This window comes from Streptomyces sp. NPDC002564 (genome assembly GCF_042889645.1).
Taxonomy (GTDB): Bacteria; Actinomycetota; Actinomycetes; order Streptomycetales; family Streptomycetaceae; genus Streptomyces.
Window position 1 is genome coordinate 102,555 of sequence record NZ_JBIARE010000012.1, and the last position, 19,361, is coordinate 121,915.

A 19,361-nucleotide genomic window follows, 5' to 3' on the forward strand; every position below is an offset into this window, starting at 1 on the left:
CGGCCCCCTGCCTCACAGGACGGTCACGCCGGCTGCTCGGGCCGCGGCGCCCCGGCGTCGGTGACCTCGCGCACCCACGGCGTGCGGGCGTCCGCCCGCTTGTTCTTGTCGACGTCCCACGTGCCGTAGCGCGGGTTCAGGTCGATGTCGAGCTTCTTGGAGGCCGCCGACAGCGCCTTCCAGAAGACGGCCTGGCCCTGCTGGGTGTTCATGTCGGCGCCCAGCTTGCGGGCGAGCTTCTGCGCCTCGATCTCGGTGCGCAGGCTGTCCTCCAGGTGGTCGGGCGCGACGCTGTACTGCTGCAGCCAGCCCTCCTCCAGGGCCTTCTTGCCGCCCGCCTGCTGCTCCAGGCCCGCCCGCATGGTCTGGATGTCGCGGCGGGTGACGCTCACCCCGGCGTCGGTGGCCGCCCGGTGCAGGACCTTGTCCAGGACCATCGTGTGCAGGGTGCTGCGGGTGAGGCCGCCGGACTTGGCGATGGCCTGCGCGTACTGGGCGTCGTCGGGGATGGCGGCCCGCTGGGCGTCGCGCACCTCGTTCACCCGGCCCTCCAACTGCGCGACCGTGATGCGGTCACCGCCCACGACGGCCGCGGCGCCTGGGTGCGCCTCGCTGCCGCAGGCGGTCAGGAGGGGAGCCGCGGCGATCGCGGCCGCGGAGAGGATGAGCGCTGTGCGACGACGGCGGTGCAAGTGAGCCTCCCGTTGGAGATGGTGCAATTCGCTGTGGCGCGCGAGCGCCTCCACCTGGGGCGGTGGTCGGGCGACGGGCGGGCGCACGAGGTCTTGCGGTGATCGATGGTAGGCAGTGCCCGTCCTCCGGGCCAGCCATTCGACACCTATTCGACCAACGATTTCCCGGGAGTTGAGGCACTCTCCACCCCGCCGTACGAGCGCTAGCCGCGCACTTGTCCGAGCCAGTGCAGGGTCCGCCGGACCTCCGCGGGGAAGGGGTGCCCCGGGCCGTGCAGCAGTTCGGCGTCGTGCAGCAGCCGGGCCAGGGTGTCGTGGGCGGCGGCCCGGTCGCCGAGGGCGAGCAGCAGATGGCCGATGCGGCGGCGGATCTCCAGGGACTGGTGGCGGTCCTCCGTCGCGTACTGGTTCTCGTAATAGGGGAGCAGCGTGCGGTACTCGGCGAGCGCCGCCGCGGCCTCGCCGAGCTGTTCGAGGCACTGCGCGGCCTCGTAGCGGAACTGCAGCGAGTGCGGGTCGGCCTGGCCCGACTCGGCGGCCCGCTCGTCGGCGAGGCGGCGCAGTTCGGGCAGGGCCCTGCGGTACTGGCCGTCGTCCATGAGCGTGGCCGCGTACTGCTTGCGCAGGGTGCGCACGACCGGGGAGTGCTCGCCGTGCTTGGCGGCGGCGGCCGGCAGGATCGCGCCGAGGATGTCCACGGCCTGGGTGATGCGGCCCTCGCCGAGGAGGCGCCGGACGTCCTCGACGGCCCGGGCGAGGTCCTGGCGGGGCGGGCCGCCCGGGGGCTGCGCCGGCAGGTCGGGGGCGGCGGCGGGCGTCGCGGCGCGGTCCGGCCAGGGGGCGTGCGGGCGCAGGAAGGGGCGGGTGGGGTCGAGGGGGTGGCCCGACGGGGTGCCGCGGGCGGGCAGCAGCGGCGCCAGGTCGGCGTAGACCTCCTGGGCGCTGGCGTACCGGTGCTGGGGGTCCTTGGCGAGCAGGCGCAGGACGAGGGACTCCAGGGCCTCGGGCACCTCGGGGCGCAGCCTGCGGACCGGCAGCGGCGGTTCGTACAGGTGGCGGTGGAGGACGCCGAGCGCGGTGGAGCCGGAGAACGGCACGTCCCCGCTGAGCAGTTCGTGCAGCAGCACGCCGAGCGCGTACAGGTCGGTGTACGGGCCGACGGCGCCGCCCATCGCCTGTTCGGGCGCCATGTAGGCGGGGCTGCCGATCGGGGATCCGGTGTGGGTGAGGCGGGTGGTGTCGGTGTCCATGGCGGAGGCGATGCCGAGGTCGAGGACGGCGATGGTGCCGTCCTGCCTGACCATCACGTTCCGCGGCTTGAGGTCGCGGTGCACGATCGGCACCGCGTGCACCGCGGAGAGCACCGCGCACAGCTGGGCGGCGACGGCGACGGCCCACGGCCAGGGGTAGGGGTCGTGCTCGGCGAGGTGGTCGCCGAGGTCCGCGCCGTCGACGTACTGCATGACGAGGAACAGGGCGCCGTCCTCGGCGGGTTCGGTGCCCGCGTCGTGCACGGTGACCAGGCCGGGGTGGTCGACCTGCGCGGTGACGCGGCACTCGCGCACGAAGCGGCGGCGCAGTTCCTCGGCCTCGGCGCCCGCGACCCGGTCGGGGCGCAGCAGCTTGACGGCGACGCGGCGGTCCAGGCGCTGGTCGTACGCCGTCCAGACCTGGCCCATGCCGCCCTGGCCGATGAGCGTGGCGAGTTCGTAGCGCCCCGCGACGATGCGGCCGCCGGGGCCGCCGGTCGCCCCGGTCCCCGGCGACGTGCCCGGTGTCACGGTCAGCTGCCGCCTTCCTGCTTGCGCAGATAGTCGCTGAGCTCGTCGAGCTCGGCCCGGACCTGGTTGATGCGGGCGGGCGCGGGCCGCCCGGGCGGCGGGGTGTGGCTCGACGGGGGCGGGGTGTGCGTCGGGGGCGGGGTGTTCGGGGGTGCGCCGAACTGGGTCGGCGCGAGGTGGACCGGGCCGGGCGGGGTGGGCTGCTGCGGGTAGCCGTAGGCCGCCGGGGGCGGGGCGTAGCCGGTGAAGGGGGCGGGCCGGAAGCGCCGGTGGGCGCTGAAGTGGCGGATGTCCGCGAAGAGGTAGTAGGCGACGGCGGCCAGCAGGGTGCTGAGCAGGACGATCATCCCCGCGTTCCCCGGGCCCTGGAAGTCCTCCTCGCCCGGGTCGATGCCGATCAGCACGAGGGCCGTCACGTCCAGCGCCGTGACCGCGGCGAACAGCACCCAGTCGTGCGCCTTGCGGGTCACCAGGCCGAGCCGCAGCATCGGCGCCCACGCGAGCATCCCGCAGGTGACCACCGCGAGGGCCACGAACACCACGCGCAGGGTCACGTGCGTGTTCCCGGCCGGGGGCGGCGGGGGCTGCGTCGCATAGCCGTGGCCGTGCATGGCTGCTCCTGGTGCCTGAAGAAGGGAGTGGACGAAAAGGGCGTGGACGAAAGCGTGCTGGTTCGAGCGTATAGGCCGACTCGGACAACCGGTCCAGGGTTGTACCGAACCGTTGTCGTACTGGTCACGCGGTGCCCGGCGGAAGGGTTCCCTCCGTCAGTCCGTCGTGCAGGCCGCGCACCAGCCGCTCGCCGAGCCGGGACGCGTGGCGCAACGCGTCCTCGAAGGCGGCGAGTTCGCGGAACCGCTCGGCGTAGCCGCGCTGTCCGGCGAGCGGCAGGCGGGGCAGCTCCAGGCGGCGGACGTCCAGGCGCGCGGAGGTGGAGGCGTAGCTGCTGGCCCTGCGGTGGCTCGCGGTGCCGCGCAGGAAGCCCGCGAGGAACCACGGGTCGAGGGCCGCCGGGTCGGGGCGCAGCAGGGCCAGGCCCCGGCCGAGCGCGGCGCCCGCGGCGGCCTCGTCGATCACGCGGGCCGCGGCGCCGCCGCCGAAGACGGGGACGACGACGTCGCCGGGTGCGGTGCGTACGGGCTCGTCGTCCGCCGTGCCGTCCTGGGCGGTGCCCGTGGGCGGGCCGCCGCCGAGCACGTCGTGGTCGGTGAGCACGGGCGTGCCCGCGGGGCCCGCGCCGGTGCCGGTGTGCAGCGCGAGCGCCCCGGCGCGGGCCAGTTCGCCGACGGTGGTGAGCGGGGGGCGCCCGGATCCTTCGGCGGGCGGCGCGAGGTCCTCGGCGCGCGGCGTGAGGTCGACGGCCCGGCGCAGCGCCTCGCCCAGGCCCTGGCGCACGGCCGCGAGTTCGGTGCCGCCGCCCTGGGCGGGCGGCGGGAGGCGGCGTGCGGGCGCCAGGTCGACCTCGTCGTCGAGGAGTTCGAGCACCGGCACGCTGCGCGCGACGCCGGGGCGTTCGTCGAGCGTGCCGTGCCGGTCGACGTGCTGCCAGGCGTCGAGGACGGTGTCCTGGACGGCGGGCCAGAGCTGTTGGTCGCGGCCGTCGGCGGCGAGCAGCCCGGCCGTCTCGACGAGCAGCAGCTCGGGCGCGGGCCGCGCGGCCGCGTCGGGCCTGCGCAGCACCCAGACGTGCAGGGGCAGGTTGTACGGGGGTGCGGCGCCGGCGGGCAGCGCGATGACGGCGCGCAGCGCGCCGCGGCGCAGCAGGTCGGCGCGGATGCGGCGGCCCGAGCGGCGGGAGGCGGCGGCGGGCGGCATCAGCAGGACGGCGGTGCCGCCGTCGGTGAGCCGGGCCAACGCGTGCTGGACCCAGGCCAGTTCGGATTCGGCGCGGGCCGGGAAGCCGTACTCCCAGCGGGCGTCGTAGGCGAGTTCGTCGTGGCCCCAGTTGCGTTCGTTGAACGGCGGGTGGCAGAGCACGGCCTCGACCCTGCGGTCCTCGTGGCCGTCGGCGCGCAGGGTGTCCCCGGCCAGGGTGCGCACGGTCGCGTCGGAGTGCAGGGCCAGGCGCAGCGCGGTGAGGGCGGCGAGCTCGGGGGCGCTGTCCTGGCCGGACAGGTGCCGGCCGGGGCGGGCCGGGACGGCGCGCAGCAGGGCGCCGGTGCCGCAGGCGGGGTCGAGGACGGTGCGGGGCGTCCCGGCCAGGCGGGCCATCAGGTCGGCGGGTCCGGCCGGGGTGAGCGTGTACTGGCGGGGGTTGGCGTCGGTGTGGCGGCCGAGGAGGAACTCGAAGGTCTGCCGGGCGCCCAGTTCGGCGGCGAGTTCGGCGACGCCGCGCAGGAGCGGGACGGACGGCAGGAGCGCGGTGGCGTCGGGGACGCGGACGGCGCGCTCGCGCCGGGCGCCGAGGCGCGGGGTGACGACCCCGTCGAGCTCGGCGGGCAGCAGCCGGGCCATCCGCTCGTCGGAGACGGCGCTCACCGCGAGCCAGGCGGGCGGCCTGTCGCGGACCAGGAGCAGGGCGCAGCCCGCGTGCAGCAGGGCGGTGACGGGGCCCGCGGGGTGTCCGGCGAGCTGCTGCCAGACGCGTTCGCGCAGCGGGACCTCGACGAGTTTGCCCTGGTCGCGCAGCCACTGTTCGACCTCGGCGAGCGCGAAGGAGGGGCTGCTCCCGGTGCCGCCGACGGGTCGCGGGAAGTCGCCGTGCCGTCGGCGCCAGTTGCTGACGGCGGCCCGGCCGACCCCGGCGAGGCGGGCGATCCCCGCGGCGGTGACCTCGGTCGTGTCGTCCCGCGGCGTCATCTGGCTGCTCCCCTCGTCGCGCGGGGTCCTCGCGCGGCGTCGAGCATACCCAGGCGCGGGTCCGCACGTACCGCTTCACGGCCGTTAACCGACGGTTCACACAAACGCGTGTTGACTCGGTTCACACACTCCTGCTCTGATGTGTCTCACCGAACGACTTCCCTGGGGGGATCTCCATGCGTCACCACCCGCGTCACCACCTGCGCGCCCGCCTGCGCCGCTCCGCCGCCGTCGCCGCCTGCCTGACCGCGGCGGCCGTCGGCCTCGCGGCCTGCGGCACCGAGTCCGCCGGCACGGCGGCGGAGCGGAGCGGGACGCCGAAGGGTCCCTTCGCGGGACTGTCCGGGGCCGACATCGCACAGAAGGCGATCGCGGCGACCTCGAAGGCGACCTCGCTGCGCATCGCGGGCAAGGTGACGGACGAGGAGAGCGGGCCGATGTCGCTGGACATGGCGCTGAACACCTCGGGCACCTGCGCGGGCACCATCGGCAGCGGGCAGGGCTCGGTCGAGCTGCGCATCCCGGGCCCGGCCGCGGGCGGCACCGTCTACATGAAGTACGACGAGAAGTTCCTGCGCGCGCAGAGCAAGGGGGAGCCGGCCGCGGACGTGCAGGCGGCGGTGGACATGGTGGCGGGCCGCTGGGCGAAGACGCGGACGACCAGCGCCGACGCGAAGGAGATCGGCTCGTTCTGCGACCTCGACGTGCTCCTCGCCGACTTCAAGGACTCGGGCACGCTGGCCCGCAGGGGCGCGACGACCACGGTCGGCGGCACCCCGGCGATCAAACTCACCGAGAGCGACGGCAAGGCGACGTACACGCTGTACGTCGCCACCCGCGGCAAGCCCTACCTGCTGCGGATCGACTCGCGGGACCGCGCCGCGCAGCCCGAGTCCCTGACGTTCACCGACTACGGCAAGCCGGTGCGGGCGACCCCGCCCACCGGTGACGTCCTGGACCTGGACAAGCTCTAACGGCGGGCGGCAGGCGCCTCAGAGGGCGTGCCGCACCCACACGTTCGGCTCGACGTACACGCCGTAGCCGCGCGCCGGTTCGCAGTGCACCGGCACCAGCGCGCCCGCCACCTCGACCGGCCCTTCCTCGTCGAAGGGCAGCCCGGTCCACTCGCGCCACTGGGCGGTCGAGCCGGACACGGTCATGGAGGCGTGCGCGACCTTGTCGACGATCCCGCCGCCCCGTACGTGCACCCGCAGCCACGGGTCGTACGGAAGACCGTCCTCGCGGGTGCGGAAGGCGTACTCGTCGATCGGGGCGGCCGGTTCACGGTGCTTGGCGTTGGGGCGCACGGGCGCGACGACCTCGCTGAAGCCGTGGGCGCGGGCGTTGTCCCGCATCGCCGCGAGCATCCGCGCGGAGACGCCCCGGCCCCGCGCGCTCTCGGCCACGGTGATCTCGATCGCGCTGACCGTGTCCGCCTCCGCGCCGTGCCGCAGGTCGGAGAAGGCCCACAGCAGGACCTGGCCCCAGCCGCCGTCGGGCAGTTCGCCGTCCCCGCGGGCACGCAGCGCGAACGGCACGCTGAAGCCGCGGGCGACGACCTCGCCCCCGGCATCGGTGGCCACCAGGACGTACTCCGGCAGCTCCGCGACGATCCGGCCGATCAGCGACCAGCCCACCGGGTCGTGCTGGATGAACTCCGGCCAGTCCTCGGCCATGCTCCAGAGGGGGAGGGTGAGTTCGGGCCGCTCGGCCAGCGTCGTGATCTTCAGGTCCATGCGGCGCACGCTACGGGGCCCCTCCCGGCACGGCATCCGATTTATCCGGGGCCCCGGCCCGGCCCGGCGCGCGGGCCGGGCACGTCAGCGGGCACGTCAGCGGGCGTGGAAGCGGCCCGGGGCGAGGGTCGGGGCGTTGCCCGCGGGCAGCTTCTCGCCGGGGCAGGTGGTGAGGACCTTCTTCATCGCGTCCCGCTCGGCGCCGGTCACCCACACCCCGTACTTCTTCTTCACCGCGACCTGCCCGGCCACGTAGGTGCAGCGGTAGGCCTTGTTCGGCGGGAGCCAGGTCGCGGTGTCGCCGTCGCCCTTGCCGCGGTTGGGGCCCGCGTCGACCGCCAGGAGGTTGAGCGGGTCGTTGGCGAACGCGATGCGCTTGCCGGGCTCCCACCGGAAGGCGCCCTTCTGCCAGGCGTCCGACAGGGCCACGAGGTGGTCGATGTCGACCTGGCTGCGACCGCGCCGGAAGGTGACGTCCTTGCCGGTGTAGGGGTCGGGGGACAGCGTCCCGGAGGCCACCCGGCAGTCGCCGCCCTGGTAACGGACGTCCTTCAGGTCCCGCTTGAGGATGTCGTCGCGGGTCGGGCAGCTGTTGGAGTCGGTGTCGGCCCAGGCGCTGCCGAACCGCGCGCGGTCGTAACCGGTCTTGGGCGCCCGGCCCTTGACGGTCAGCGCGTCGACGGCGGCGAGCGCGGAGCCCGCCTTCGCGCCGGGACCGCCCACGCCCCTGTCCTTCAGGTCGTCGGCCTGGTCGCAGCCGGTGAGGAGCGCGGGGAGGGCGAGCAGGGCGAGCAGCGCCGGTGCGGTGCGCCGGTTCACCGGACCACCACCGCGTCGCCGAGGGAGACCGGCGCGGGCGCCAGCATCTCCGTGTGGAGGCCGATGCACATGTCGCGTTCGGTGGTGAGGGTCTTCAGGATGCGGTTGTCGGCGGCGAGGCCGGGCTGGGCCTGGGTGACCATGACGCAGCGCTTGACCCGCTTGAGGCCGCGCAGCCGCAGGGGCGGGGCGCCCGCGGTGCCCCCGATGACGATCTCGCGGTCCACCCAGTCCTCCTCGATCCAGGGTTCGTCGGTCTCGACGACGATGTTCTTGCGCAGCCGCCGTACGTCGACGGGCTCGCTCTCGCCCAGCAGGTCGGCCAGCGCCCGCAGCGAGGCGGTGCCGACGATCGAGACGGCCGACACGTCCTTGTGGCTGTCCTCGCCCTCACGGACCAACTCGACGCCCGCGCCGAAGCGTTCGGGGATGCGCGGGTCGCCGGGGCGCAGCGTCGCGCCGTCCGGGGCGGTGATCACCGGCAGGCCGTCCGCGTCGTACGTGGCGCAGTGCTCCAGGAGCCCCGGCGTACGGCGGAAGCGCGCGTGGTTCTTGCCGCTGCCCAGCTTCCCGTCGGCGTACCGCAGGGCCCACAGCCGGTCGCCGGCCACGCCGCGCGCATGGCACTCCAGACGGTCGTGTTCCTCCCCGAGCATCGACTTCACCGGGAACCGGCGCAGATTCACGACCTTGAGCGGCACGGCGCTCTCCCCTCCCCTGGGCGGACTCTCGCGGCCACCACGGTAGCGGCCAAGTGGTCCAGACCATATCGCCTCTTCGTCGAGCAAACGGGACACGGCGGACGTATCGTCGTCGGTGAGTCCGCTCCCCTCCCCCGCCTCTCAAGGAGTTCTCCCCATGGGCATCTTCGACCGGTTCAAGGACCAGGCCCAGGACAAGGGGGAGGACGTCGCGCAGGCGATGGACGCGGAGATCGAGGGGAAGACCGGCGCCGCGCCCGCGGGCCCGGACCGGCCGCGCGACGAGCCGTCCGCCGGGAAAGAGGAGCCGGACGCCGGCCGACCGGCCGCCGACGCACCGGACGCCGACGCCCCGGGCACCGAGGAGCCGGACGCCCCGCGCGGCCGGCGGCCCGCCTGACGCGCCCCGCCACCCCGGCATTACCCCGGCGGTAATCGACCGGCCACCGCCGCCCCGGCAGGATCGGGGCCGTCAGCCGGAGCCGAACCCGAGGAGCACCCCATGACCGCCGACGTCGCCACCGAGACGGCTGCCCGCACCCGCGCCGTCGTGCAGGAGTTCCTGACGGCCCGGATGGCCGGGGACACCGCGCGGATGACCGAGCTCTTCGCCGACCGGGTCGACTGGCTGCTCGCCGAGAACCCCGCCGCGCCGTGGATCCGGCCGCGCTCCACCGGCGCCGAGTGCGCCGCCCAGGCCGCGGAGCTGGCCGAGCACACCGTCGCCGAGGACGCCCGGGCCAGCCTGGACACCTTCCTCGTCGACGGCGCCGACGCGGTCCTGATGGGGCACCTCTCGGGCACCGTGCGCGCCACCGGCAGGTCCTTCGAGGGCCCCTTCGCCCTGCGGCTGACCGTCGAGGAGGGCCGGATCACCCGGCACCACCTCTACGAGAACGGCCTGTCGATCGCGCAGGCCTGCGCCCCCGCGGCCTGACCGCCCCCTGCCCCGGCCCTGCGCCTACGCCTGCGCCTGCGCCTGCGCCTACGACCCAAGGATCGACGTCAGGAACTCGCCGACCCAGCCGAGGAGTTCGCGTCCGACCAGCGGCTTGCCGCCGACCTTCGCGGTCTTCGGGCGCGGCACCAGGACCTGGTGCGCGGCGGCCTTGATGACGGTGCCGGGGTAGAGCCGCTTCAGGCGCAGCTCCTGCGACTCCCGCAACTCCACCGGGGCGAAGCGGATGTTGGTGCCCTGCAGCACGATCTCGCCGACCCCGCAGGCGCGGGCCAGCATCCGCAGGCCCGCCACGAGCAGCAGGTTCTCCACCGGCTCCGGCAACTTGCCGTAGCGGTCGGTGAGTTCCTCGCGCACCGAGGCGATGTCCTGCTCCGTGGTGGCCGAGGCGATGGCACGGTAGGCCTGCAGGCGCAGCCGCTCGCCGGGGGCGTAGTCGTGCGGGACGTGCGCGTCGACCGGCAGCTCGATCTTGACCTCCAGCGGCGGCTCCTCCTCGACCCCGCCCTCCAGGGAGGCCCGGTAGTCGGCCACGGCCTCGCCGACCATCCGCACATACAGGTCGAAGCCGACGCCCGCGATGTGCCCGGACTGCTCGCCGCCCAGCAGGTTTCCGGCGCCGCGGATCTCCAGGTCCTTCATCGCGACGTACATGCCCGCGCCCATCTCGGTGTGCTGGGCGATGGTCGCGAGGCGCTCGTGGGCGGTCTCGGTCAGCGGCTTCTCCGGCGGGTAGAGGAAGTAGGCGTAGCCGCGCTCGCGGCCGCGCCCGACCCGGCCGCGCAGCTGGTGCAGCTGGGAGAGGCCGAAGTTGTCGCCGCGCTCCACGATCAGCGTGTTGGCGTTGGAGATGTCGATGCCGGACTCGACGATCGTCGTCGAGACGAGCACGTCGAACTTCTTCTCCCAGAAGTCCACCACGACCTGTTCCAGGGCCTGTTCGGACATCTGGCCGTGGGCGGTCGCGATCCGGGCCTCCGGCACGATGTCCCGGAGCCTGGCGGCCGCCCGGTCGATGGACTCGACGCGGTTGTGGATGTAGAAGACCTGGCCCTCGCGCAGCAGTTCACGGCGCACGGCCGCGCCGATCTGCTTCTCCTCGTAGGGGCCGACGAAGGTGAGCACCGGGTGGCGCTCCTCGGGCGGCGTGGTGATCGTCGACATCTCGCGGATGCCGGTCACGGCCATTTCGAGCGTACGGGGAATGGGCGTCGCGGACATGGTGAGCACGTCGACGTTGGCCCGGAGCTTCTTCAGCTGCTCCTTGTGCTCGACGCCGAAGCGCTGCTCCTCGTCGACGATGACCAGGCCCAGGTCCTTGAACTTGGTCTCGGACGAGAAGAGGCGGTGGGTGCCGATGACGATGTCGACGGAGCCGTCCCGCAGGCCCTCCAGGGTCGCCTTGGACTCGATGTCGGTCTGGAAGCGGCTGAGCGCCCGGACGTTCACCGGGAACTGGGAGTAGCGCTCGGAGAAGGTGCCGAAGTGCTGCTGCACCAGGAGCGTGGTCGGGACCAGGACGGCGACCTGCTTGCCGTCCTGCACCGCCTTGAAGGCCGCGCGGACCGCGATCTCCGTCTTGCCGTAGCCGACGTCGCCGCAGATCAGCCGGTCCATCGGGACCGTCTTCTCCATGTCCTCCTTGACCTCGGCGATCGTGGTGAGCTGGTCGGGCGTCTCCGCGTAGGGGAAGGCGTCCTCCAGCTCGCGCTGCCAGGGGGTGTCGGCGCCGAAGGCGTGGCCGGGCGCCGCCATGCGCGCGGAGTACAGCTTGATGAGGTCCGCGGCGATCTCCTTGACCGCCTTCTTCGCCCGCGCCTTCGTCTTCGTCCAGTCGGCGCCGCCGAGCCGGTGCAGCGTGGGGGCCTCGCCGCCGACGTACTTGGTGATCTGCTCCAGCTGGTCGGTGGGGATGTAGAGCCGGTCGCCGGGCTGGCCGCGCTTGGCGGGGGCGTACTCGACGACCAGGTACTCGCGGGTGGCGCCCTGGACGGTGCGCTGGACCATCTCGATGTAGCGGCCGACGCCGTGCTGCTCGTGGACGATGTAGTCGCCGGCCTCCAGGGTCAGCGGGTCGATCGTCTTGCGGCGGCGGGCCGGCATCCGCTGGCCGTCCTTGCCGGCCGCCTTCTGGCCGGACAGGTCGGTCTCGGTGAGCACGGCCAGCTTGAGCGCGGGGTCGATGAAGCCGTAGTCGATCGAGCCGCAGGAGACATGCACGACGGACGGCGTCAGCTCGGCCAGGTCCGCGTCCAGGCGGGCCGCGATACCCTCGCCGCCCAGGACCTCCACGGTGCGCGACGCGGGGCCGTGGCCCTCGGTGACGTAGACCGTGCGCCAGCCGTCGGCGAGCCAGCCCTTGGTGTCGGCGAGGGCCTTCGCGGTGTCGCCGCGGTAGGTCTCCGGGGCGTGCATGCCGAGCTTGAGGGTGTCGTCGTCCAGCTCCTCGTCGGCGGCGAACGGCGAGACCGACCACCACATCATCCCGAGGTCGCCCGCGTGGTCCCGGACGTCCGCGATGCCCCACAGGGAGGCGGCGCCCACGTCGATGGGGGCCTCGCCGCCGCCCGCGGTGGCCGCCCAGGACGCCTGGAGGAACTCCTGCGAGGTCGCCACCAGGTCGGCGGCGCGGGTGCGCACCCGCTCCGGGTCGCAGACCACCGCCATGGACCCCTTCGGCAGCACGTCGAGCAGCAGCTCCATGTCGTCCACCAGGACCGGGGCCAGCGACTCCATGCCCTCGACGGCGATGCCCTCGGCGATCTTCCCGAGCAGCTCGCCCAGCTCCGGGTGGAGCTCGGCCAGGGCGGCGGCCTTCTCGCGGACCGCGTCGGTGAGCAGCAGCTCACGGCAGGGCGGCGCCCACAGGCCGTGCTCGGCGACTTCCAGGGAGCGCTGGTCGGCGACCTTGAAGTACCGGATCTCCTCGACGTCGTCGCCCCAGAACTCCACGCGCAGCGGGTGTTCCTCGGTGGGCGGGAAGACATCGAGGATGCCGCCGCGCACGGCGAACTCGCCGCGCTTCTCGACCAGCTCGACCCGGGAGTACGCGGCGGCCGCGAGCGCCTCGACGATCTCGTTCAGATCGGTGCTCTGGCCGGAGCGCAGCGCCACGGGCTCCAGGTCGCCCAGGCCCTTGACCTGCGGCTGCAGCACCGAGCGGACCGGCGCGACGACCACCGAGACCGGGCCGGTCTCCGGGTCGTCCTCGCGCGGGTGGGCGAGCCGGCGCAGCACCGCGAGGCGGCGGCCGACCGTGTCGGAGCGAGGCGAGAGGCGCTCGTGCGGGAGCGTCTCCCACGAGGGGTACTCCGCGACGCCGTCCGGCGGCAGGATCGTGCGCAGCGCGGCGGCCAGGTCCTCGGCCTCCCGGCCGGTGGCCGTCACGGCCAGGACGGTGCGGCCGGACTCCCTGGCCAGCGCCGCCACCGCGAAGGGCCGGGCCGCGGGCGGGCCGACCAGGTCGACGTGCATGCGGTGGCCGTCGGTCGCGGCCTCGGCCGCTTCGGCGAGTGCCGAGTCCTTGACGACAGCGTCGAGCAGACCGTGCAGGCTCATTGAAGGCTTTCCGTCCAGATAACCGGAGTGAGTGGGCAGCGCGAAGGGCCCGGCACGTCGTACGGGCCGGGGGTCTCCAGCGTACGACTCCGGGCTGATCGGCGCGGCCCGGTCGGGCCGGGTCCGGCGGCCGGGACCCGGCGCCGCCTCCCGGACAATGTCCCGAAAGAGCCGGTCCGAAAAATTATGGCCCCCCGCGTAAACCGGACGCGTGTGCCAGGCGTACTGCCTACGAGAGCCCCGCACGCCACAGCTGCACCACGCGCCGCACGCACCAGGAGACCACTTGACCGACGAGGAGTTCGAGGCGTTCTACGCGCACTCCGTGCGACCGCTGGTCGGGCAGGTGTATCTGATGACGGGCGACCTCCACGAGGCGCAGGACGTGGTCCAGGAGGCCTTCGTGCGGGCCTGGGCGCGCCGCTCCCGCCTGGAGCGGGACGCCGGACCCGAGGCGTGGATCAGGACCGTCGCCCGGCGGCTCGCCGTCTCCCGGTGGCGCCGGCACGGGCGGTCCGCGGACGCCTGGCGGCGCCACCACGGCGGCCGGCCGGCCGACATCGCCGAGCCCGACCCGGGCACGGTCGCGCTGGTCGCCGCGCTGCGCAGGCTCCCCGAGCGGCAGCGGCGGGTCGCCGTCCTGCACTACGTGTGCGACCTGTCCGTCCAGCAGGTGGCCGCGGAGACCGGGATCGCCGCCGGGACCGTGAAGTCCCACCTCTCCCGCGCCCGGGCGGCCCTCGCACCGCACCTCGACGACGCGCCCACCTCGGAGGAGCCCCGTGACTGAGCCCCCGTCCCCGCCCGACGACCGCCTCGCCGGCGCGCTCCGGCGGGCCGCCGCGGCGGGCGGCTCGCTCGCCGCGCCCGCCCCCGCCGGACAGGTCGCCGCACGCGGGGCCCGCCGCAGGCGCCGCACCCAGGCGCTGGCCGCGGCCGCCGCCGTGTGCCTGGTGTCCGGCGGCGTGGCCCTCGCCGCGGTGCAGCTGGGGCAGCGGGGCGAACCGGTGGGGCCCGCGGTGCCGCCGAGCCCGACGAAGTCCGCGTCCCTGCCCGAGTCCGCCCGCTCCACCGACTCCGCCCGCTCCGGACTCCCCCACTCCGGCCGCACCCCCTCCGGCCAGGCCCCGCCACCGCCCACGGCCACGCCCTCCGACCTGCCGACCCGGCTGCCGCCGTCCACGGCCCCCGCCACGTCCACGCCCCCGACCGGATCGCCCTCGCCCGCCTCGTCGGGCGACTGAGTACGGTCGAACACACCGCCGCACCCGCCACGCCCCGCTCCCCGCAGGGGCCGCACCGCCTCCCACCAGAAAGCCACCCCATGCCCGGAGCCCAGACCGACCTCCCCGCCCAGGAGCGCGCCGACGAGCTCATACCGGGGCGGGACCGGACCCGCCCCGCGCCCGCCACCGGCGTGCCCGCACGGCTCCGGAACCGCGCCCCGCGACTCCTCGGGAACGCCGCCCCCCACCTGCTGGCCGCCGTGCTGTTCGTCGCGTACACCCTCGTGTCCGTCAACCGGTGGCGGCGCCTGGAGTCCCTGTCCTGGGACCTCGGCATCTTCGAACAGGCCGTCCGCGCCTACGCCCACCTCCAGGTGCCGGTCGCCGACCTCAAGGGGCCCGGCGCCAACATCCTGGGCGACCACTTCAGCCCCATCACCGCCCTCCTCGCCCCGGCGTACCGCCTCTTCCCCTCCCCGCTGACCCTGCTCGTCGCCCAGGCGCTGCTCCTGGCCGTCTCCGCGATCCCCGTCACCCGGGCCGCCACCCGGCTCCTGGGCCGGGCGTCCGGGCTCTGCGTCGGCGTGGCCTACGGCCTGTCCTGGGGCATCCAGCGCGCCGTCGACTTCGACTTCCACGAGATCTGCTTCGCCGTGCCGCTGATCGCCTTCGCCCTGGAGGCGCTGCTGCGCGGGCGCCCGCGGGCCGCGCTGCTGTGGGCGCTGCCGCTGGTCCTGGTCAAGGAGGACCTGGGCGTGACGCTCGCGGCGCTCGCCGTCGTCGTGGCGATCCGCTCCCGCCGCACGGACCCGAAGGCCGTGCCCTGGGCCCTGGGCGTCGCCGCGTTCGGCGCGGTCGCCACCCTGGTCACCCTCACGCTGGTCGTCCCCGCCTTCAACTCCGTCGGCGCGTACGACTACTGGGACAAGGTCGGCGAGGCGGGCGGCGCCGCCGGTCTCCTCGACGGCACCGGCACCAAGCTGCGCACGCTGGCCTGGCTGCTGATCCCCACCGGCGGGCTGCTCGCCCTGCGCTCCCCGCTGCTGCTGGTCGCCCTGCCCACCGTGGGCTGGCGGTTCCTGTCCGCCGACGACCACTACTGGGGCACCGACTGGCACTACAGCGCCGTCCTGATGCCGGTCGTCCTGCTCGCCCTCGCCGACGCCGCGCACACCGCGCGCCGCGACCGGCGGCCGTGGCTGCGCGCGTACGCGGACCGGCTGCCCGCCTGCGCCGCCGCGGCCGCCCTCGCCCTGACCACCGCGCTGCCGATCGGCGGCCTCACCGAGGCGGCGACGTACGAGAAGAGCAAGCAGGTCGTCGCCGTCGAGCGGATGCTGGACCGGATCCCGGACGACGCGACCGTCGAGGCGAACATCGGCCCGATCTCCCGGCTGACCTCGCGGACCCGGGTCTTCTGGGTGGGCGCGGCCCGTCCGGTCGTGCCCGACTACTTCGCCCTGGACGTCCGCGACGGCTGGACCAAGAACCCCGTCGCGTACGCCGAGTCGCTGCACCCGGGCACGCACTACGTGGCCGAGGACACCGCCCACGGCTACGTGCTGCTGCGCCGGGAGTGAGCGGCGCCCGGCCCGCACGTACGGCGGCCCCGGCGGGCGCGTGACGCGCCGGCCGGGGCCGTCCCCCGCTCCCCCGTGGCGGTGGCTATTCGGTGGCGATGGCGTCGAGGACGTTCATCCGGCCGGCCCGGAAGGCGGGCACCAGCGCGGCGAACAGGCCCACGAACGCCGACCCGACGAAGACCGCGACGATCGTCGGCCAGGGGATCTCCAGGACCTTCAGGCCCTCCAGGGCCAGCAGCTTCTGGGCGGTGGCGCCCCAGCCCATGCCGAGACCGAGGCCGAGCAGCGCGCCGAACAGGGCGATGACCACCGACTCCATGCGGATCATGCGGCGCAGCTGGCGGCGGGAGAGACCGATCGCCCGCATCAGGCCGATCTCGCGGGTGCGCTCCACCACCGAGAGGGCCAGGGTGTTCACCACGCCGAGGATCGCGACGATGATCGCGAGGCCCAGCAGGCCGTAGACCATGTTCAGGAGCTGGCCGACCTGGTCCTTCAGCGTCTGCTTGAAGTCGGTCTGGTCCATCACCTTGTACTGCGGGTACTTCTCCAGGGACTCCTTCAGGGAGGCGTAGGCGGCCTTCTCCTGACCCTTGTCGGCCGAGGCGAACATCATGTCGTTCTGCGGGATCCGGTCGGCGGGGACGTACCGCTCCATCGTCGTGATGTTGAGGTACATCGCGCCCTTGTCGACCGACGTGTCGTCCTCGGTGATCGCCGCGAGCCGCAGGGTGGCCGTCCTGCCGTGCTCGAAGGCGATCTTCAGCCGGTCGCCGACCTTCAGCCCGTGCTCGGCGGCGAAAGCGTCGCCGACCGACATGGCGTCCTTGCCGTAGGCGGCGGGCAGCTTGCCCGCGACGGTCTCGCGGCGCAGGTCGGTGGCGTAGGACGGGTCGGCGGCGCTCAGGCCGACGCCGTCGACCTTCTTGCCGGCGGGCGTCGTCATGTCCGCGTTGATCTGCTTGTAGCGGGTGATGTGCGCGATGTGGTCGGCGGTGCCCAGGGACCGGGCGGCCTTCTCGGTGATGGAGATGCCGGGCTGGGTGGGCTGGACGATGAAGTCGGCGCCGACCGACTTGTCGAGCTCGTCGGTGGCCGAGGCCACCATCGAGGAGCCGACGACGGAGAGGCAGGCGACCAGCGCGAGGCCGATCATCAGGGCCGCGCCGGTGGCGCCGGTGCGGCGCGGGTTGCGCAGCGCGTTGCGCTCGGCCATCCGTCCGACCGGGCCGAACATCCGCAGCAGCAGGGCGCTGATGACGCGGACCACGCCGGAGGCGAGCACCGGGCCGATGACGACGAAGCCGATGAGGGTCAGGACGACGCCGCCGCCCAGGAAGAGCGAGCCCTCGCTCGCCTTGTCGGCCTGCGCCGCGGTGTAGAGGCCGAAGCCGCCCGCGCCGGTCAGGACCAGGCCGATGACGGCGCGCAGCGCGCTCGCCCTGCCGTCGGCCGGGGTGCCCGCGTCGCGCAGTGCGGCCATCGGCGAGACCTTGCCGGCCCGTCGTGCGGGGAGGTAGGCGGCGAGGACGGTGACGACGATGCCGAGGACCATGCCGAGGACCGGCGTCGTCCACTTCACCGTGAGGTCGCCGGTGGACAGTTCCATGCCCATCCCGGCCATCAGCTTCATCAGGCCGATCGCCAGGCCGATGCCCGCGCCGACGCCGAGGACCGAGCCGAAGACGCCGAGCAGCAGCGCCTCGACGAGCACCGAGCGGTTGACCTGCTTGCGGCTGGACCCGATGGCCCGCATCAGGCCGATCTCGCGGGTGCGCTGGGCGACCAGCATCGAGAAGGTGTTGATGATGAGGAAGATGCCGACGAGGAAGGCGATCCCGGCGAAGCCGAGCATCGCGTACTTCATCACGTCGAGGAAGCTGCCGACGTCCTTGCGGTTGTCGTCGGCGGTCTCCTGCTGCGTGCGGACCTCGTAGCGGGACGTGTCCAGCGTCCTGGCGACGTCCGCCTTCAGGGCGCTGTCGCTGACGCCCGCCTCGGCGGCCAGGTTGACGTGCGTGAACCGGCCGGTAGCGCCCAGGAGTTCGCGCTGCGAGGTCCGGGTGTCGAAGTAGACGATCGCGGCACCGGGGTTGGTCACCTTGAAGGTGGCGATGCCGGAGATCCTCGCGGTGTGGTCGCCGGTCGCGGCGATGGTGCGCAGCTCGTCGCCGATCTTGAGGTGGTGCTTGTCGGCGGTGTCGGCGTCGATCATCACGTCGGCGGGGCCGCGCGGGGCGTGGCCGGAGGTGATGTCCATCGAACGCAGCTCGTTGCGCGTCCAGTTGCCCGCGATGGTCGGGCCGCCGCTGGTCGGCCCCATGTTCTTGTTCCGGTCGTCGACGACGGTCACGCTCTGGCTGCTGACCGCGCCCTCGGCGGACTTCACGCCCGGCGCCTTCGCCACCTGTCCGACGACGGAGGCGGGCAGCGACTCGGGCTTGCCGCTGCGCGGCGTGTCGCCCGCGTCCCCGGCGGACTCGGGGCTGACGGTGACGTCGGCGGAGGTCGCCGCGAAGAGCTTGTCGAAGGTGGTGCTCAGGGTGTCGGAGAAGACGAGGGTGCCGCACACGAACGCCACCGAGAGGACCACGGCGACCGCGGAGAGCGCCATGCGGCCCTTGTGCGCGAAGAAGTTGCGCATCGAGGTCTTGAGGACGGTCATGACGTACGCCCCCGCGCGTCGAAGGACTTCATGCGGTCCAGGACCTGGTCGGCGGTCGGCTGGTGCATCTCGTCGACGATCCGGCCGTCGGCGAGGTACAGGACGCGGTCCGCGTACGAGGCGGCGACCGGGTCGTGGGTGACCATCACGATGGTCTGGCCGAGCTCGGTGACCGAGCGGCGCAGGAAGCCCAGCACCTCGGCGCCGGCGCGGGAGTCGAGGTTTCCGGTCGGCTCGTCACCGAAGATGATCTCGGGCCGGGAGGCGAGGGCGCGGGCCACGGCGACGCGCTGCTGCTGGCCGCCGGAGAGCTCGGTGGGGCGGTGCTTGAGGCGCCCGGCCAGGCCCACGGTCTCCACGACCTGGTCGAGCCAGCCGCGGTCGGGCCTGCGGCCCGCGATGTCCATCGGGAGCGTGATGTTCTCGATGGCGTTCAGGGTGGGCAGCAGGTTGAACGCCTGGAAGATGAAGCCGATCCGGTCCCGGCGCAGCCGCGTGAGCTTCTTGTCCTTGAGGCCGGTGATCTCGGTCTCGTCGAGGTAGATCTGCCCGCTGCTGACCGTGTCGAGGCCGGCGAGGCAGTGCATCAGGGTGGACTTGCCGGAGCCGGAGGGCCCCATGATCGCGGTGAACTGCCCGCGGGCGATGTCCACGTCGATGTGGTCGAGCGCGACGACGCGGGTCTCCCCGGTGCCGTACGCCTTCACGACCTGGCGCGCCCGAGCCGCCACGGCCGTACGCCCTCCAGTGCCCCCGTGCCTGGGTGTGGTCACAGCCGTTGTCACGGTACGTCTCCTATGTCGGTCATGCGATGCGTCAGGTGTGTGCGGTACTTCACGGTGC

The 19,361-nt window shown here is 73.9% G+C and carries 16 protein-coding genes; 6 read left to right on the forward strand and 10 right to left on the reverse strand.

Going from position 1 to position 19,361, the window contains the following annotated elements; translation table 11 throughout:
* Nucleotides 1-23: 23 nt before the first annotated feature.
* The 4 genes from ACFYXE_RS32330 to ACFYXE_RS32345 form a co-directional block, all read right to left on the reverse strand.
* Nucleotides 24-692 (reverse strand): SurA N-terminal domain-containing protein, encoded by a 669-nt coding sequence (locus tag ACFYXE_RS32330; protein WP_361177106.1) that lies wholly within the window; start codon nucleotides 690-692, stop codon nucleotides 24-26.
* A gap of 203 nt (nucleotides 693-895) precedes the next feature.
* Nucleotides 896-2,419, reverse strand: a complete 1,524-nt coding sequence (locus tag ACFYXE_RS32335) for a protein kinase (protein ID WP_389318896.1) — start codon at nucleotides 2,417-2,419, stop codon at nucleotides 896-898.
* 56 nt (nucleotides 2,420-2,475) lie between these two features.
* Nucleotides 2,476-3,084: a hypothetical protein gene (locus ACFYXE_RS32340; protein ID WP_389318732.1), complete on the reverse strand. Its 609-nt coding sequence runs from the start codon at nucleotides 3,082-3,084 to the stop codon at nucleotides 2,476-2,478.
* Between the two features lie 124 nt (nucleotides 3,085-3,208).
* Nucleotides 3,209-5,272: an N-6 DNA methylase gene (locus tag ACFYXE_RS32345; RefSeq protein ID WP_389318734.1), complete on the reverse strand. Its 2,064-nt coding sequence runs from the start codon at nucleotides 5,270-5,272 to the stop codon at nucleotides 3,209-3,211.
* A gap of 176 nt (nucleotides 5,273-5,448) precedes the next feature.
* Here ACFYXE_RS32345 and ACFYXE_RS32350 point away from each other — a divergent pair, with 176 nt between their 5' ends.
* On the forward strand, nucleotides 5,449-6,246 hold the full coding sequence (locus tag ACFYXE_RS32350) for a hypothetical protein (RefSeq protein ID WP_389318736.1): 798 nt from the start codon (nucleotides 5,449-5,451) through the stop codon (nucleotides 6,244-6,246).
* Nucleotides 6,247-6,264: 18 nt separating this feature from the next.
* On the opposite strand, the gene ACFYXE_RS32355 is transcribed toward ACFYXE_RS32350, so the two are convergent.
* From ACFYXE_RS32355 to ACFYXE_RS32365, 3 genes are all read right to left on the reverse strand, one after another.
* The gene (locus ACFYXE_RS32355) at nucleotides 6,265-7,008 is read right to left on the reverse strand and encodes an N-acetyltransferase (RefSeq protein WP_389318738.1); all 744 of its coding nucleotides are present in this window, start codon (nucleotides 7,006-7,008) and stop codon (nucleotides 6,265-6,267) included.
* Nucleotides 7,009-7,104: 96 nt separating this feature from the next.
* The gene (locus tag ACFYXE_RS32360) at nucleotides 7,105-7,746 is read right to left on the reverse strand and encodes an HNH endonuclease family protein (protein ID WP_361177126.1); all 642 of its coding nucleotides are present in this window, start codon (nucleotides 7,744-7,746) and stop codon (nucleotides 7,105-7,107) included.
* A 77-nt stretch (nucleotides 7,747-7,823) separates the two neighbouring features.
* Nucleotides 7,824-8,528 (reverse strand): MOSC domain-containing protein, encoded by a 705-nt coding sequence (locus ACFYXE_RS32365; RefSeq protein WP_389318740.1) that lies wholly within the window; start codon nucleotides 8,526-8,528, stop codon nucleotides 7,824-7,826.
* A gap of 157 nt (nucleotides 8,529-8,685) precedes the next feature.
* On the opposite strand from ACFYXE_RS32365, the gene ACFYXE_RS32370 reads away from it, so the two are divergent.
* Together ACFYXE_RS32370 and ACFYXE_RS32375 are read left to right on the forward strand one after the other, a co-directional pair.
* Nucleotides 8,686-8,928, forward strand: coding sequence for a hypothetical protein (locus ACFYXE_RS32370; RefSeq protein WP_389318742.1), 243 nt, complete (start codon nucleotides 8,686-8,688; stop codon nucleotides 8,926-8,928).
* A gap of 102 nt (nucleotides 8,929-9,030) precedes the next feature.
* The gene (locus tag ACFYXE_RS32375) at nucleotides 9,031-9,465 is read left to right on the forward strand and encodes a nuclear transport factor 2 family protein (RefSeq protein WP_389318744.1); all 435 of its coding nucleotides are present in this window, start codon (nucleotides 9,031-9,033) and stop codon (nucleotides 9,463-9,465) included.
* A gap of 48 nt (nucleotides 9,466-9,513) precedes the next feature.
* Here the strand turns inward: ACFYXE_RS32375 and mfd are convergent, their stop codons facing one another.
* Nucleotides 9,514-13,044, reverse strand: a complete 3,531-nt coding sequence (gene mfd / locus ACFYXE_RS32380; RefSeq protein ID WP_389318746.1) for a transcription-repair coupling factor — start codon at nucleotides 13,042-13,044, stop codon at nucleotides 9,514-9,516.
* A 286-nt stretch (nucleotides 13,045-13,330) separates the two neighbouring features.
* Here mfd and ACFYXE_RS32385 point away from each other — a divergent pair, with 286 nt between their 5' ends.
* The 3 genes from ACFYXE_RS32385 to ACFYXE_RS32395 all read left to right on the forward strand — a co-directional run bounded on the left by ACFYXE_RS32385 (nucleotide 13,331) and on the right by ACFYXE_RS32395 (nucleotide 15,850).
* Complete coding sequence (locus ACFYXE_RS32385; protein ID WP_361177122.1) at nucleotides 13,331-13,834, forward strand: SigE family RNA polymerase sigma factor; 504 nt, start codon at nucleotides 13,331-13,333, stop codon at nucleotides 13,832-13,834.
* Nucleotides 13,827-14,288: a hypothetical protein gene (locus tag ACFYXE_RS32390; protein ID WP_389318749.1), complete on the forward strand. Its 462-nt coding sequence runs from the start codon at nucleotides 13,827-13,829 to the stop codon at nucleotides 14,286-14,288. Before ACFYXE_RS32385 ends, ACFYXE_RS32390 begins: the two co-directional genes overlap by 8 nt.
* 80 nt (nucleotides 14,289-14,368) lie before the next feature.
* The gene (locus ACFYXE_RS32395; protein ID WP_361181086.1) at nucleotides 14,369-15,850 is read left to right on the forward strand and encodes a DUF2079 domain-containing protein; all 1,482 of its coding nucleotides are present in this window, start codon (nucleotides 14,369-14,371) and stop codon (nucleotides 15,848-15,850) included.
* Between the two features lie 85 nt (nucleotides 15,851-15,935).
* Here ACFYXE_RS32395 and ACFYXE_RS32400 read toward each other — a convergent pair whose 3' ends face one another.
* Both ACFYXE_RS32400 and ACFYXE_RS32405 read right to left on the reverse strand, forming a co-directional pair.
* Entirely contained in the window at nucleotides 15,936-18,518 is a 2,583-nt protein-coding gene (locus ACFYXE_RS32400; protein WP_389318751.1) for an ABC transporter permease, read from the reverse strand.
* Nucleotides 18,515-19,303: an ABC transporter ATP-binding protein gene (locus ACFYXE_RS32405; RefSeq protein WP_389318753.1), complete on the reverse strand. Its 789-nt coding sequence runs from the start codon at nucleotides 19,301-19,303 to the stop codon at nucleotides 18,515-18,517. The genes ACFYXE_RS32400 and ACFYXE_RS32405 overlap by 4 nt, the downstream gene beginning before the upstream one ends.
* Between the last annotated feature and the right edge of the window lie 58 nt (nucleotides 19,304-19,361).